Below are 12,488 nucleotides of genomic sequence, written 5' to 3' on the forward strand. Positions count from 1 at the left end.
GACGGGCGACGCCGTCGTCAACGGAAGACGCCGTCGTCAACGGAAGACGCCGTCGTCAGCGCAGGACGCCGCCATCCCGACGAGACGCCGCTGGATTCCGAGGCGTCTCGACGGGACCGCGGCGTCGACGGAACACGACGGCGTCATGCGACCACAGTCACCCGACCAGACGCGACCACAGTCACCCGACCAGACGCGATCGGACGCGACCAGACGCGAGCCGCGCCTCCGGGCCGGGTACAGGAGCGGGGCCGTGCGGCGCGAAGCGACCACGCACGGCCCCACCCGTCACGGATACCACCCCCACAGCGGTACCCGTAGCCGACGACAGCGCTAGCGCTGTGCGTCGACGTCCTTGGCGAGCGTCCCCAGGTAGAGCTCGATGACCTTGGGATCGTCAGCGAGTTCCTTCCCGGTGCCCGAGTACGCGTTCTTCCCCTGGTCGAGCACGTACCCACGATCGCAGATCTGCAGACAGCGTCGCGCGTTCTGCTCCACCATGATGATCGACACACCGGCCTTGTTGATCCGGCGGGTCCGCAGGAACGTCTCGTCCTGACGCACGGGGGACAGTCCGGCGCTCGGCTCGTCGAGCAGCAGCACCTTCGGGTCCATCATCAGCGCCCGGGCCATCGCGACGGACTGTCGCTCACCGCCCGACAGCGATCCGGCCCGCTGGTTCCGCCGCTGGGCGAGCACCGGGAACAGGTCGTAGATGACCTCGAGCCGCTCGGTGAACTTCCGGGGCCGCAGGTACAGCCCCATCTGCAGGTTCTCCTCGATCGACAGCGACGGGAACACGTTGTTCGTCTGCGGCACGAAGCCGACACCGGCCTGCACGAGCTTGTTCGCCTTGAGGTTCGTGATGTCGTCACCCTGCAGGGTCACCGAGCCTTCGCGGATCGACACGAGCCCGAACAGCGCCTTGAGGAGCGTCGACTTGCCCGCCCCGTTCGGCCCGATGATGCCGATGAGCTCGCCCGGGTAGCAGTCCAGGTCGCAGCCGTTCAGGATGTTCACGCCCGGCAGGTAGCCGGCGACGAGGTTCTTCGCGCTGAGCACCGGCTCGCGTTCCAGCGTGGCCGCCGGGGACGGACTGGAGGCACTGCTCGCGTTCGTGGGGTCCGCCTGGTCCGTCATCGGGTCGTCTCCTCTGCTGCTGCGTCCGCCGCGTCTTCTTCCGCGACTTCCTCTGCCAGTTCCTCGAAGGTCTCCTCGGTGAGGAGCGAGTCGTCACCCAGGTCGGTGTCGTGGTGCGCACCGAGGTAGGCGTCGATCACGGCCTGGTCGTCCATCACCGTGTCCGCCGGGCCCTCGGCGACGACCTTGCCCTCGGCCATCACGACCACCCAGTCCGAGATGTGCCGGACCATGTGCATGTCGTGCTCGACGAACAGCACGGTCATGCCGTCGTCGCGCAGGGACTGGATGTGCCCGAGGAGCGACTGGGTGAGCGCGGGGTTCACGCCGGCCATCGGCTCGTCGAGCATGATCATCGTCGGGTCGGACATCAGCGCCCGGGCCATCTCGAGCAGCTTCCGCTGCCCGCCGGACAGCGAGCCCGCGTAGTCGTCGGCCTTGGTGTCGAGCTTGAACCGGGCGAGCAGGTCCTCGGCCTTGGCCGTGATCTCGCGCTCCCGCTTCGCCCACACCGGCTTGACCAGGGCGGCGAAGAAGTTCTCGCCGGGCTGGTCGCGCGCGCCGAGCAGCATGTTCTGCATCACGGTGAGCCGCGACAGGGCCTTGGTCAGCTGGAAGGTGCGCACCATGCCCTTGTTCGCGATGTGCGTCGCGCTCGTCTTCTGCAACGTGGCGCCGTTGAACTGCGTCTTCGCACCGGGGCTCGGCTTGTCGAACCCGGTGAGCAGGTTGAAGAACGTGGTCTTGCCGGCGCCGTTCGGGCCGATCAGGGCCGTGATGGAGCCGCGCTGGACCTCGAGGTGGTCGACGTCCACGGCGGTCATGCCCCCGAAGCGGCGGGTGACGTCGTCGACGGTGAGGATCGGGTCGGCCTTGGGGTGGCCGTAGGTCTCAGACACTGAACGTCAGCTCCTTCTTGTTGCCGAGCAACCCCTGTGGACGGAACACGATGAGCAGCATGAGCGCGACGCCGACGAGCACGTACGAGAACTGCTCGGCCTGCTGTGCGTTCATGATCGAGTCGGGGATGAAGTCGCCGGCCAGCGTGCGGATGAAGAGCCGGACGACGAAGAAGAGCACGGCTCCGAGCACCGGCCCGAACACCGTCGCCGCGCCGCCGAGGATGAGCGCCGTCCAGATGAAGAACGTCATCGAGCGGCCCATGGCGTCCGGTTGCACGGAACTCGGCAGGACGTAGATGATGCCCGCGATCGCACCGAGCGCCCCACCGAACACGAGCGCCTGCATCTTGTACGAGTAGACGTTCTTGCCGAGCGAGCGGACGGCGTCCTCGTCCTCGCGGATGGCCTTCACCACGCGGCCCCACGGGCTGCGCATGAGCAGGAAGAGCACCAGGGTGAACAGGGCGACCAAGGCCCACGCCGCGATGCGGATCCACCAGCCGTTGACGCCGTTGTTGGCGTACGTGAACCACAGGATCGTGGTGGTGCCGTCGGGCAGTGGGCTGAGGGCGGTGAACGGGTCGCGGTAGCTCGACCCGGTGATGCCGTTCGAGCCGCCCGTGGTCGAGGTGAGCAGGCTCGAGCGGCCCACCATGCGGATGATCTCGGCGCCGGAGATCGTGACGATCGCCAGGTAGTCGCCGCGCAACCGCAGGGTCGGGACGCCGAGGATGATCGCGAACACGATCGAGACGAGCAGGGCGATGAGCACCGCCATCACGAACGGCAGTCCGTTGGTGATCGAGATCGCGAAGCCGTAGGCCCCGAGCAGCAGGAACGCCGCCTGGCCCATGTTCACGAGCCCGGTGAGCCCGAAGTGCACGTTCAGGCCGATCGCGGCCAGCGCGAACGCCGCCGTGGTCGGGGCGAGTGCCTCCTGGGTGAGCGAGGACAGCAGGTTGAGGATGTAGTCCATGCGCGTGCTCCCTTAGCCGATCCGCTCGGCGCGGCCGAAGATGCCCTGCGGCCGGAACAGCAGGATGAGGATGAGGATGACGAGGGCGGTGGCGTACTTGAAGTCACCGGGGAGCACCAGGTTCGTGAGCTCCACGACGACGCCGATGATCATCGAGCCGACCAGGGCGCCGTACGCGGTACCGAGGCCGCCGAGCGTGACCGAGGCGAACATGAGCAGGAGCAGCTGGAGCCCCGTCTGCCAGTTCACGCCGTTCAGGACGAGCCCGAGCATCACGCCGGACAGGCCAGCCAGACCGGCGGCGAGCGTCCACACGAAGCGGATCACCCGGTCGACGTCGATGCCGGAGGCCGCGGCGAGCGCCGGGTTGTCCGACACGGCGCGGGTGGCCCGACCGAAGCGCGTCTTCGCCAGGAAGAGCCCGGTGGCGACGAGGACCACGAGCGCGATCCCCATGGCGACGTAGGACTGCACCGTCAGGGTCACGCCGGCGAACCGCACGGTCTCCGGGTTGCCCTGCTGGATGCGGACCGTCGAGGCGCCGAAGAAGTACTGGAACGCGTACTGGGCGGCGATCGACAGCCCGATCGTCACGATCATGAGCTGCGTCAGGCTGATGCGTCGGCGCCGGAGCGGGCGCCAGATCGCGGCGTCCTGCAGGTACCCGGTCGCGGCGCACAACAGCGTGACGACGATGCCGGTGACCCAGATGTTCCAGCCGAGCTGGTTGGCGAAGACGTACGCCAGCAGACCGCCGAGGGTGACCTGCTCACCGTGCGAGAAGCTCGACAACCCCGTCGTGCCGTAGATGAGCGAGAGCCCGATGGACGCCAGCGCGATCAGCAGGCCGAGCCGGAGCCCGGATGCGAACTGCTGCCAGGCCCGCTGCATGCTCACACCCGACGAGTCGGACGAGGTCGTCGCGCCCTTCTGGTCGGACAGCTGGAAGATCTGCCCGACGTTGGCGTTCAGCGTCGCCTGCACCTTCCGCTCGGCGTCCGCGGCGTTGGTCAGGTACTGCCCCTTCGGCAGGGTGCCCTGGTCGACGCTCACCGTGTACTCGCCAGCGGTCTCGACCTTGACGGACCAGCGGCCGTCGGCGTTGGTCGTAGCCGTCTGGTCGAAGCCGCTCGGGCCGGTCACGTCGACGTCGACGCCCTCGGCCGGATCACGCTCGGAGTCGGTGATCGTGCCCTGGATGCACCCGTTGTCGGGGCTGACGGTGCACGCCTGGCTGGTGGCCGGAGCCGACGTGGCACTGAAGGCCGGCAGGGTGACCGCCCAGTCGATCAGGAAGGTCGCCAGGAACGCGGCCACGAGCACGGCCGCGAGGACCGGTCGTCGTCGTGTCTGGCGGAGGCGGAACAGGCGCGGCTGCGCCCGTCCCGGAGGAGTGATGGATCCCACGGAAGAGCCTCTCGTTCGGATGACGAGGAACCTATGGGGATTTTGTGACACCCGTGTTTCCAACACGTTCCCTGTGTGATTCGTACCCGAACTGTGACGTTGTGGAGGAATGCTCCGAGGCGGGCGCGATCCGTGCCTCCAGGCGGAATGCGGCGACAGCCGCTCGCGTTACCATGTCCTATCCGGAACCCGTCGTCGTGTTCCCGGTGTCTCGACACTTCACTCGCCCACGAAGGGGACCCATGGACCAGCCGGATCCGTTCGGATTCATCGGACTCACGTACGACGACGTCATGCTCCTGCCCGGGCACACCGACGTCATCCCGAGCGAGGCGTCCACCGCGTCCCGGCTCACCAAGCGGATCTCCGTCAACGTCCCGCTGCTCTCTGCTGCGATGGACACCGTCACCGAAGCCCGCATGGCGATCGCCATGGCGCGCCAGGGCGGCATCGGGATCCTGCACCGCAACCTGTCCATCGAGGACCAGGCTGCCTACGTCGACAAGGTCAAGCGCTCCGAGTCGGGCATGATCACCAACCCGGTGACCACCACCCCGGACGCCACCGTGGCCGAGGTCGACGCGCTCTGCGGCCAGTTCCGTGTCTCCGGCCTGCCGGTCGTCGAGCAGGACGGCACCCTCGTCGGCATCATCACGAACCGCGACATGCGCTTCGTGGCCACGTTCGAGCAGGCCACCACGTACGTGCGCGACGTCATGACGAAGGCGCCGCTGATCACCGCGCTCGAGGGCATCGACCCCGAAGAGGCGATCGCCATCTTCGCCCAGCACAAGATCGAGAAGCTGCCGCTGGTCGACGCCGAGGGCAAGCTCCGCGGCCTCATCACCGTCAAGGACTTCGACAAGAGCGAGCAGTACCCGGACGCCACCAAGGACGACGAGGGCCGGCTCCGCGTCGGTGCGGCGATCGGCTTCTTCGGCGACGCCTGGCAGCGCGCCGAGGCCCTGCGTGACGCCGGCGTCGACATGCTCGTCGTCGACACCGCCAACGGTGAGAGCGAAGGCGTGCTCGACATGGTCCGCCGCCTCAAGGCCGACCCGACGTTCGACGCGATCGACGTCATCGGCGGCAACGTCGCCACCCGCGCGGGCGCCCAGGCGCTCATCGACGCCGGTGTCGACGCCGTCAAGGTCGGTGTCGGCCCGGGCTCGATCTGCACCACGCGCGTCGTCGCCGGTGTGGGCGTGCCGCAGGTGACGGCCGTGTACGAGGCCTCCCTCGCCGCACGTGAAGCCGGCGTGCCGATCATCGCCGACGGTGGCCTGCAGTACTCGGGCGACATCGCGAAGGCCCTGGTCGCCGGTGCCGACACCGTCATGCTCGGCTCACTGCTGGCCGGCACCGACGAGTCCCCCGGTGACCTGGTGTTCGTGGGCGGCAAGCAGTTCAAGGCCTACCGCGGCATGGGGTCCCTCGGGGCCCTGCAGACCCGCGGCAAGAAGACCTCGTACTCGAAGGACCGCTACTTCCAGGCGGACGTGCCGAACGACGACAAGCTCATCCCCGAGGGCATCGAGGGCCAGGTGCCCTACCGCGGCTCGGTCGGCAACGTCGTCTACCAGCTGACCGGTGGGCTGCGGCAGTCGATGTTCTACGTCGGCGGTCGCACGATCCCCGAGCTGAAGGCCCGTGGCAAGTTCGTCCGCATCACGGCGGCGGGGCTCAAGGAGTCCCACCCGCACGACGTCCAGATGGTCGTCGAGGCGCCGAACTACCGCAGCTAGCCCGCGGGCCGGGCCGGTTCTGGTCCGCAAGACGCCGTCGTGTCGTTGAGACGCCGCCGAATCCGGCGGCGTCTCAACGCTTTCCGGGCGTGGTTCGGAGACGACGGCGTCTTGCGACTCCTCCACAGGCGGCAACGGCCTGGAGGCTCTCCACCGGTCCGTCGTGCGAGTCGCCTCGCGCCGTGGTCGCGTTCCATGCTGCGGGGATGAACGCGCTCGCCCGGACAGCACTGGTCCGTGTCCCGTCGGCCCTGCACGAACCGGTACGCCTGTTCCACGGCGCCGCCGTCGAACGTCCGGAGTGGGAGGCGCTCTCACCCCTGGAACGCCGGCGCCTGTTCGTCCGCGCACGGTACGGGTCCCTGCAGTCCGAGTGCGTCGTCTCGGGGACCTCGGCCGCGGCGCTCTGGGGCTTGCCTGACTTCGACGCGACCGACTGGCGGCTGCACGTGATCGACGTCCGGCTCGACAAGACGCACACCGGTCGAGGCGTCGTCCGTCACGCTGGGCGGATCCGGAACGGCGAACGCGTCGTGGTCGACGGGATCCCGACGACCTCGCTCGACCGGACCGTGCTCGACATCGCGCGTCGGCAGTCGTTCACCCACGCCGTCGTCGTGCTCGACCACGTGCTCCGGTCTGCCCTGGTCAGCCGCGAAGGGCTCGTCGCCGCACTCGACGCGCTCGGACCACCTGGGCGCCTGCGCGGATGCCGACAGGCTGCCGCCGCGATCGACTTCGCCGATGCCCGTGCCGAATCGCCCGGCGAGTCGATCAGCCGCGTCACCGCCCGTGACCTCGGGGGTCCTGCTCCGGAGCTGCAGCGCGAGTTCGAGACACCGCTCGGCAGGTTCAGGACGGACTTCTGGTGGCCCGACGCCGGCGTGATCGGTGAGTTCGACGGTCGCTTGAAGTACGACGACCCTCGAGCGCTGTGGGACGAGAAGAACCGTGAGGACGCGCTCCGACGGGATCCCGAGGTGCGCGGGTTCGCGCGGTGGACGATGCGGGAAGCTGCGGATGCACGAGCGCTGGCTGCGGTGCTGTCGGCTGCCGGGCTCCCCTTGTTCCGCGCAGCACCGATCGGCGCACGTCGCCAGCCGGGCTCGTGAGCAGCGGCTGGCGGGCAGCGCGAGACGCCGTCGTGTGGGTTGGGCGCCGCCGAGTCCCCGAGACGCCGCCGAATTTGGCGGCGTCTCGCGAGCACCGCGGCGTCGGAGCAGCACGACGGCGTCTTCACCCAGTCCCCCGCCCCGTCCCCCGCAGCTGCGTTCCCCGGCGGTAGTGTCGCGGCATGGTCAGCGCTGTCTCCCACACCACGATCGACTCCCGCGACGCCTACGCCCAGTCCGAGTGGTGGAAGCAGGTGCTCGGGTACGTGGACCTGCCCGACGACCCGAACGCTCCGGGGCACGAGGAGTGCGAGATCACAGCACCCGATCGATCGCACACGGTGCTGTTCCTCCAGGTGCCCGAGACGAAGACCGTGAAGAACCGGATCCACTTCGACCTGCGCCCCACCGACCGCACCCGCGACGAGGAGGTCGAGCGGCTCCGCGGCATCGGTGCCGTGGAGCTCGCCGACCTGCGCCACCCGGACGGCGGATGGGTGGTCTTCGCCGACCCGGAGGGCAACGAGTTCTGCGTCCTGCGGTCCCAGGCCGAACTCGACGAGGAAGCCGGACAGCAGAGCTGACCGGGCCAGCACGGCTGACCGGGACAGCACGGCTGACCGGGACAGCACGGCTGACCGGCCCGCCGTCCACCGGCGCGCCCCCGGGCCTCCCGAACACCCTGCCGGACCATCCGCCTGGCGCAGGTCAGGGCACCACGCCGGCACCGCAGCTCCTGCACGGATGCCTGTCCCCACGCACAGGAACGTCACGGCTCGGTAACGAAACACCTTTGCGTACCGCCCCGTCACACGGGCGAAACACATGGACCCTACGTTTCTCGACATCCAGTGGAGGCGTCGCATTCACCCGAAGCGGCAGAGCCTCCGCGCAGAGAAAGGGCTCCACGGATGATCAGAACCACCCGTGCCACCGCGGCACTGGCGTTGGCGGGCGCAGCAGCCGTCCTCCTCGCCGCGTGTTCCACCACCGGCAGTGCTTCCCCCTCGAGCTCGGCGTCGAGCGATGCGAAGAAGGATCCCGCCGCCAGCTGCAAGGCCCCCGACACCCCTGGCACGGACGCGCTGAAGATCGGCACGATCCTGCCCCTGACCGGTTCGCTGGCCTACCTGAACCCGCCGGCCGAGTCCGGTGTCGGCCTGGCCGTCAAGGACATCAACGCCGCGGGCGGTGTCCTCGACAAGGACGTCACGATCGACCCGGCGACCGACTCCGGTGACAGCAACGACATGACCGTGTCGAGCTCCGCGGCGACGAAGCTCGTCAACGCGAAGGTCCCGGTCGCGATCGGCGCCGAGTCCTCGTCCGTCACGCTGAACGTCATCGACCAGCTGACCAGCAACTGCATCGTCGAGATCTCGCCGGCGAACACGGCGAGCGACCTCTCCGGGTACTCGTCGTACTACTACCGGACCGCACCGCCGGACTCGGTGCAGGGTTCCGCGCTCGGTCAGCTCGTGACCGGTGACGGCAACGCGAAGGTCGCCTTCCTGGTCTTCAACGACACGTACGGCACCGGTCTCCGCAACTCCGTGCAGGCCGCGGTCGAGGCTTCGGGCGGCCAGGTCGTCTACGGCGGCAAGGGCGAGGGCCAGGAGTTCCCGCCCGGCCAGACCACGTTCTCGTCCGAGGTGACCGCGGCACTGGCCCAGAAGCCCGACGCGATCGTCGTCCTGGCCTTCGACGAGACGAAGTCGATCATCCCGGAGCTCGTCTCGCAGGGGAACGAAGCGAAGATCTACATGTCCGACGGCAACACGGCGGACTACTCGAAGGACTTCGACAAGGGCACCCTCAGCGGCGCCCAGGGCACCATCCCCGGTGCCTCGCCGAAGGACGACTTCAAGAAGCAGCTCGCTGCGTTCTACAAGGATTCGTCGGGCAAGACGCTCGCCGACTACTCGTACGCGGCCGAGTCGTACGACGCCACGGTCCTCGCCGCCCTCGCTGCGGTGAAGGGCAAGGGCACCGACTCCGGCACGATCCAGGCCAACATGGCTGCGGTTTCGGGAGCTGACGGCGGCACGGAGTGTGCGACGTTCAAGGAGTGCAAGACGCTCCTGGACGACGGCAAGGACATCCACTACACCGGCCCGTCCGGCATCGGTCCGTTCGACGACAACAACGACCCGTCGAGCGCCTACATCGGCATCTACAAGTTCGACGGCGACAACAAGCCCGTCTACCAGAGCGCCATCCAGGGTGCGGTGAAGAAGTAGGGTTCAGCCCAGCACCGCTCGCGAAAGCGACAGGCCCCCGCGGAAGTTCCGCGGGGGCCTGTCGCTTTCGCGTTGGCAACCGGGACGAGCGACACGATGTGTCGCCTCCACACGACAGGACCGACGGGCGGCCTGGAGGCCCGTGGGGACCGGGTCAGACCGGCTCGGCCGGGGTGGGTGCGAGCGCCCGGCGGCGGGACACGCGTGCGGCGGCGAACGAGTCCGCCGTCAGCACCACGAGCGCGAGCCACACGATGCCGAAGCCGAACCAGCGCCCGGCCGACATCTCCTCGTGCTGCACCAGGACCCCGACGAGCAGCTGCATCACCGGTGCCAGGTACTGGGTCAAGCCCAGGGTCGACAGGCTCACCCGGCGCGCCGACGAGGCGAAGAGCAGCAGCGGCACCGCGGTCGCCGGCCCGGTCAGCACGGTGACGACGGCGTGCCCCCAGCCCTCGCTCGCGAACGTCACGCCGCCGCCGAGCCCGGTCACACCGAGCACCACCAGCGCCACGACCGCGATCGGCAGCAGCCACACGGTCTCGATCGTCAGGCCGCTCAGCGCGTCCACGGTGCCGCCGACGCGCTTCTTCACCAGGCCGTACAGGCCGAACGAGAACGCCAGGGCCAGCGAGATCCACGGCATCTGCCCGTAGCCGATCGCGATGACCACGACCGCCACGACGCTCAACCCGACCGCGGCCCACTGCGCCGGACGCAGGCGTTCGCGCAGGACCACTACGCCGAGGGCGATCGTGACGAGCGGGGTGATGAAGTACCCGAGCGCGGCCTCGACCGTGTGACCGGTCGTCGTCGCGAGGACGTAGACGGTCCAGTTCACCAGGATCAGGACGGCGGCGAGCCCCATCACGAGCATCACGCGGCGCTGGGCCATCAGGGTGCGGGTGCGGAGCCACGACCGGGTGACCGCGATCGCCACCGCGCAGAACACCAGACCGAAGACGATCCGCCACGACACGATCTCGAACGCCGCCGCGGGGGCCATGGCCGCGAAGAGCAGGGGCATCAGCCCCCAGAGCCCGTAGGCCACGACGGCCTGCACCACGCCGACGGATGCCTCGCTGCGGACGGGTCGCGCCGGACTCGGTTCACTCACGGAACCATCCTAGGAACGACCGCCGACCCCGGGACGTGCACCGGGCCTCCAGGCGGGCTGCAAGCGGGCTGATCAGGACCGGAGCGCCCTGCAGACCGGCCCCGGACACACGAACGCCCCGTCGGCCCGAAGGCCGGACGGGGCGTCCGTCATGCGTACTGGACTCAGTGGACGATGACCGCGAGGACGTCGCGGGCCGACAGGACCAGCAGGTCCTCGCCCGAGTACTTGACCTCGGTTCCGCCGTACTTGGAGTAGATGACCTTGTCACCCACGGCGACGTCGAGCGGGACGCGGTTGCCGTTGTCGTCGATGCGACCCGGACCCACGGCGACGACCTCGCCCTCCTGGGGCTTCTCCTTCGCGGTGTCGGGGATGACCAGACCGGAAGCGGTGGTCTGCTCCGCCTCGACCTGGCGGATGACGATGCGATCCTCGAGCGGCTTGATGCTGACGGCCACGGTGACCTCTTCTTTCTCGGTACGGACTCGGTACAGATGAAAACCGGTTGGCACTTCGCACAGGAGAGTGCCAACGCCAACTCTAGAGGGCCACTGGCACTCGGTCAATCCGAGTGCCAGCACACCCGGAGAACACGCAGCACCTGCGAGGATCGACGCATGGACGCCGCCGAACTCACCGCACTGCTGACCCCGGACGGGATGGCCCTGCTCGACCGTACCCCCGGTGTCTCCGACGGCGGCGAGATCGTCCGCGTGGTGTCCCGGCTGCGCGCCGAGGGCCACGACCCACGGCTCGTCGCAGCCGTGCTGACCCAGGCGAAGCTCCGGCTCAAGGCCCGCGGCAAGTTCGGTGACTTCGCGTCCCGGATGCTCTTCACCGAGGCCGGTCTCGAGCAGGCCACCCGACTGCAGGTCGCGGCCCAGCACGCCGGACGCTTCGCCGCCGCGGGGCTCACCCGGGTCGCCGACCTCGGCTGCGGCATCGGCGGGGACGCCATGGCGATGGCGGCGCTCGACCTGGACGTCACCGCCGTCGACCGCGACGAGGTCACGGCTGCCGTCGCGACCCACAACCTGGCCCTCTGGCCGAACGCGCGGGTGGAGCTCGGCGACGCCGAGTCCTTCGACCTGTCCTCGGTGGACGGCGCGTGGATGGACCCCGCACGACGCACCTCCGGCCACTCCGACACCCGCCGACTCGCCGACCCGGACGACTGGTCCCCCTCGCTCGACACGGTGTTCGCCGCAGCGACGACGACACCGACCGGCGTGAAGCTCGGACCCGGCATCGACCGCGACCTGATCCCGGACACCGCCGAGGCCCAGTGGACCTCCGTCGACCGCGAGGTCGTCGAGCTCGCCCTGTGGTTCGGCCCCCTCGCACGCCCCGGCATCCGCCGCGCGGCCACCGTCATCGGCAGCCACGGCATCGCCGAGATGACCGGAGCGGCAGACGCCGACGACACCGAGGTCGGACCGCTCGGCGCCTACCTGTACGAGCCGGACGGCGCCGTGATCCGCGCGCGACTGATCGGCGACCTGGCGAGGGGCCTCGACGGGCACATGCTGTCCGACGGCATCGCCTACGTCACGTCCGACCGGGCCGTCACGACACCCTTCGCGCAGGGGTTCCGGGTGCTCGACACGATGCCGCTCGACGTCAAGCGGCTGGCCGCGCGGCTCGCCGCCGACGGCATCGGCACCGTCGAGATCAAGAAGCGCGGCGTCGACGTCGACCCGGCGCAGTTCCGCAAACGGCTGCGGTTGCGCGGATCGGGTCGCGTCACACTCGTGCTCACCCGCCTGGAGGGACGCCACACGGCGATCCTGTGCGAGCGGCTCACCGACACGGTCGGCTGACGGCCGGGGGCCGCTCGCGGCCTCCG

General features: G+C 69.2%; 11 protein-coding genes. 5 read left to right on the forward strand and 6 right to left on the reverse strand.

The features are described 5' to 3' along the window. Positions 1-333 precede the first annotated feature (333 nt). From BOSE127_RS02230 to BOSE127_RS02245, 4 genes are read right to left on the reverse strand one after another with little or no spacing between them, the layout of a single operon-like run. Entirely contained in the window at positions 334-1,140 is an 807-nt protein-coding gene (locus BOSE127_RS02230; RefSeq protein ID WP_017885475.1) for an ABC transporter ATP-binding protein, read from the reverse strand. Continuing rightward, positions 1,137-2,039 carry an ABC transporter ATP-binding protein gene (locus BOSE127_RS02235; protein ID WP_017885476.1) on the reverse strand — a complete coding sequence of 301 codons (903 nt, stop codon included), beginning with the start codon at positions 2,037-2,039 and terminating at the stop codon, positions 1,137-1,139. The genes BOSE127_RS02230 and BOSE127_RS02235 overlap by 4 nt, the downstream gene beginning before the upstream one ends. Then, on the reverse strand, positions 2,032-3,018 hold the full coding sequence (locus tag BOSE127_RS02240) for a branched-chain amino acid ABC transporter permease (protein WP_159556117.1): 987 nt from the start codon (positions 3,016-3,018) through the stop codon (positions 2,032-2,034). Before BOSE127_RS02240 ends, BOSE127_RS02235 begins: the two co-directional genes overlap by 8 nt. A gap of 12 nt (positions 3,019-3,030) precedes the next feature. After that, positions 3,031-4,341 carry a branched-chain amino acid ABC transporter permease gene (locus tag BOSE127_RS02245; RefSeq protein WP_017885478.1) on the reverse strand — a complete coding sequence of 437 codons (1,311 nt, stop codon included), beginning with the start codon at positions 4,339-4,341 and terminating at the stop codon, positions 3,031-3,033. Between the two features lie 326 nt (positions 4,342-4,667). Between BOSE127_RS02245 and guaB the strand changes: the two genes are divergently transcribed. From guaB to BOSE127_RS02265, 4 genes are all read left to right on the forward strand, one after another. Beyond that, on the forward strand, positions 4,668-6,170 hold the full coding sequence (guaB, locus tag BOSE127_RS02250) for an IMP dehydrogenase (protein WP_159556118.1): 1,503 nt from the start codon (positions 4,668-4,670) through the stop codon (positions 6,168-6,170). 206 nt (positions 6,171-6,376) lie between these two features. Then, positions 6,377-7,282 (forward strand): hypothetical protein, encoded by a 906-nt coding sequence (locus tag BOSE127_RS02255; RefSeq protein WP_017885480.1) that lies wholly within the window; start codon positions 6,377-6,379, stop codon positions 7,280-7,282. 182 nt (positions 7,283-7,464) lie between these two features. After that, a complete protein-coding gene (locus BOSE127_RS02260) occupies positions 7,465-7,866 on the forward strand; it encodes a VOC family protein (protein WP_017885481.1) in 402 nt (133 codons plus the stop codon). 327 nt (positions 7,867-8,193) lie between these two features. Continuing rightward, the gene (locus BOSE127_RS02265; RefSeq protein ID WP_031259028.1) at positions 8,194-9,522 is read left to right on the forward strand and encodes an ABC transporter substrate-binding protein; all 1,329 of its coding nucleotides are present in this window, start codon (positions 8,194-8,196) and stop codon (positions 9,520-9,522) included. 154 nt (positions 9,523-9,676) lie between these two features. On the opposite strand, the gene rarD is transcribed toward BOSE127_RS02265, so the two are convergent. Together rarD and groES are read right to left on the reverse strand one after the other, a co-directional pair. Beyond that, positions 9,677-10,639: an EamA family transporter RarD gene (rarD, locus tag BOSE127_RS02270; protein WP_159556119.1), complete on the reverse strand. Its 963-nt coding sequence runs from the start codon at positions 10,637-10,639 to the stop codon at positions 9,677-9,679. A gap of 164 nt (positions 10,640-10,803) precedes the next feature. Then, positions 10,804-11,100: a co-chaperone GroES gene (gene groES, locus BOSE127_RS02275; protein WP_017885484.1), complete on the reverse strand. Its 297-nt coding sequence runs from the start codon at positions 11,098-11,100 to the stop codon at positions 10,804-10,806. A 159-nt stretch (positions 11,101-11,259) separates the two neighbouring features. On the opposite strand from groES, the gene BOSE127_RS02280 reads away from it, so the two are divergent. After that, complete coding sequence (locus BOSE127_RS02280; protein WP_159556120.1) at positions 11,260-12,462, forward strand: class I SAM-dependent methyltransferase; 1,203 nt, start codon at positions 11,260-11,262, stop codon at positions 12,460-12,462. Positions 12,463-12,488 lie beyond the last annotated feature (26 nt).

Source organism: Curtobacterium sp. 8I-2 (assembly GCF_902506155.1).
GTDB lineage: Bacteria > Actinomycetota > Actinomycetes > Actinomycetales > Microbacteriaceae > Curtobacterium > Curtobacterium poinsettiae.